General features: G+C 42.4%; 1 pseudogene. It reads right to left on the reverse strand.

From position 1 onward, the window contains the following. Positions 1-271, reverse strand: a pseudogene (locus tag AAEY62_RS22475) (TonB-dependent receptor); the annotation flags it as partial.

Genomic DNA, 271 nt, shown 5'->3' on the forward strand with positions numbered 1-271 from the left:
TAAAGTGGCATTTACGTCGTAATCGTAATGCTTACCTTGGGGTACTGTAGCAACTAAAAATGCCGAGCCTTGAGTTGACTTGTTTTGACTTTGTAAAAAGTCGGCGCGGGTGTATTCGCCATCTAGGCCAAAGTTAAGCTTAATATTATCCTCTAGCTGATGTTGATAAAGCGACTGCAGCCCCACACCGGTTTGACTGTTGTGCTCTAGTGGCGTACCAGGTAAAAAATGCTTAAAAAAGTCCATACTTTGGTTACGAAAATACACCGTT

Origin of the sequence: Pseudoalteromonas sp. GW168-MNA-CIBAN-0100 (assembly GCF_040309225.1) — a bacterium.
GTDB classification, from domain to species: Bacteria; Pseudomonadota; Gammaproteobacteria; order Enterobacterales; family Alteromonadaceae; genus Pseudoalteromonas; species Pseudoalteromonas arctica.